We start from the raw sequence: 278 nt of genomic DNA, 5'->3' as shown, positions 1-278 counted from the left end.
CGCAGCCAAAGCCTGCGACAGGGCCGTGCGTCTTCCCGGCCACTGTTTGGCGCGGTGCGGTGAAATCCGGCCCGTCGCGACGTGATCCAGTTCATAGGGGGCAAGCGGCCGAAACTTGCCCTCGTTCGGCCTGAACGCCACCACCTCCACGCAAGGATCGGGATCCGCCAGCGCCGCGTTGACGAGAAAGCTCTCCACGCGCGGAATGCCCGCCAGGCCCTTGCCGGCCGGCCACAACATCAGCCCGGTGACGTCGATGGCCAATGTGGGGGAGGCCG

Annotated in this window: 1 pseudogene; it reads right to left on the bottom strand. The window is 68.0% G+C overall.

What is annotated here, in order from left to right:
• Window positions 1-264, bottom strand: a pseudogene (locus EN857_RS34500) (glycosyl transferase family 1); the annotation flags it as partial.
• Between the last annotated feature and the right edge of the window lie 14 nt (window positions 265-278).

This window comes from Mesorhizobium sp. M4B.F.Ca.ET.214.01.1.1 (genome assembly GCF_004791545.1).
In the GTDB taxonomy this organism is placed as follows: Bacteria; Pseudomonadota; Alphaproteobacteria; order Rhizobiales; family Rhizobiaceae; genus Mesorhizobium; species Mesorhizobium abyssinicae.
Note: the sequence above shows the minus strand (reverse complement) of the source record. Positions and strands in the feature narration are given on the sequence as shown.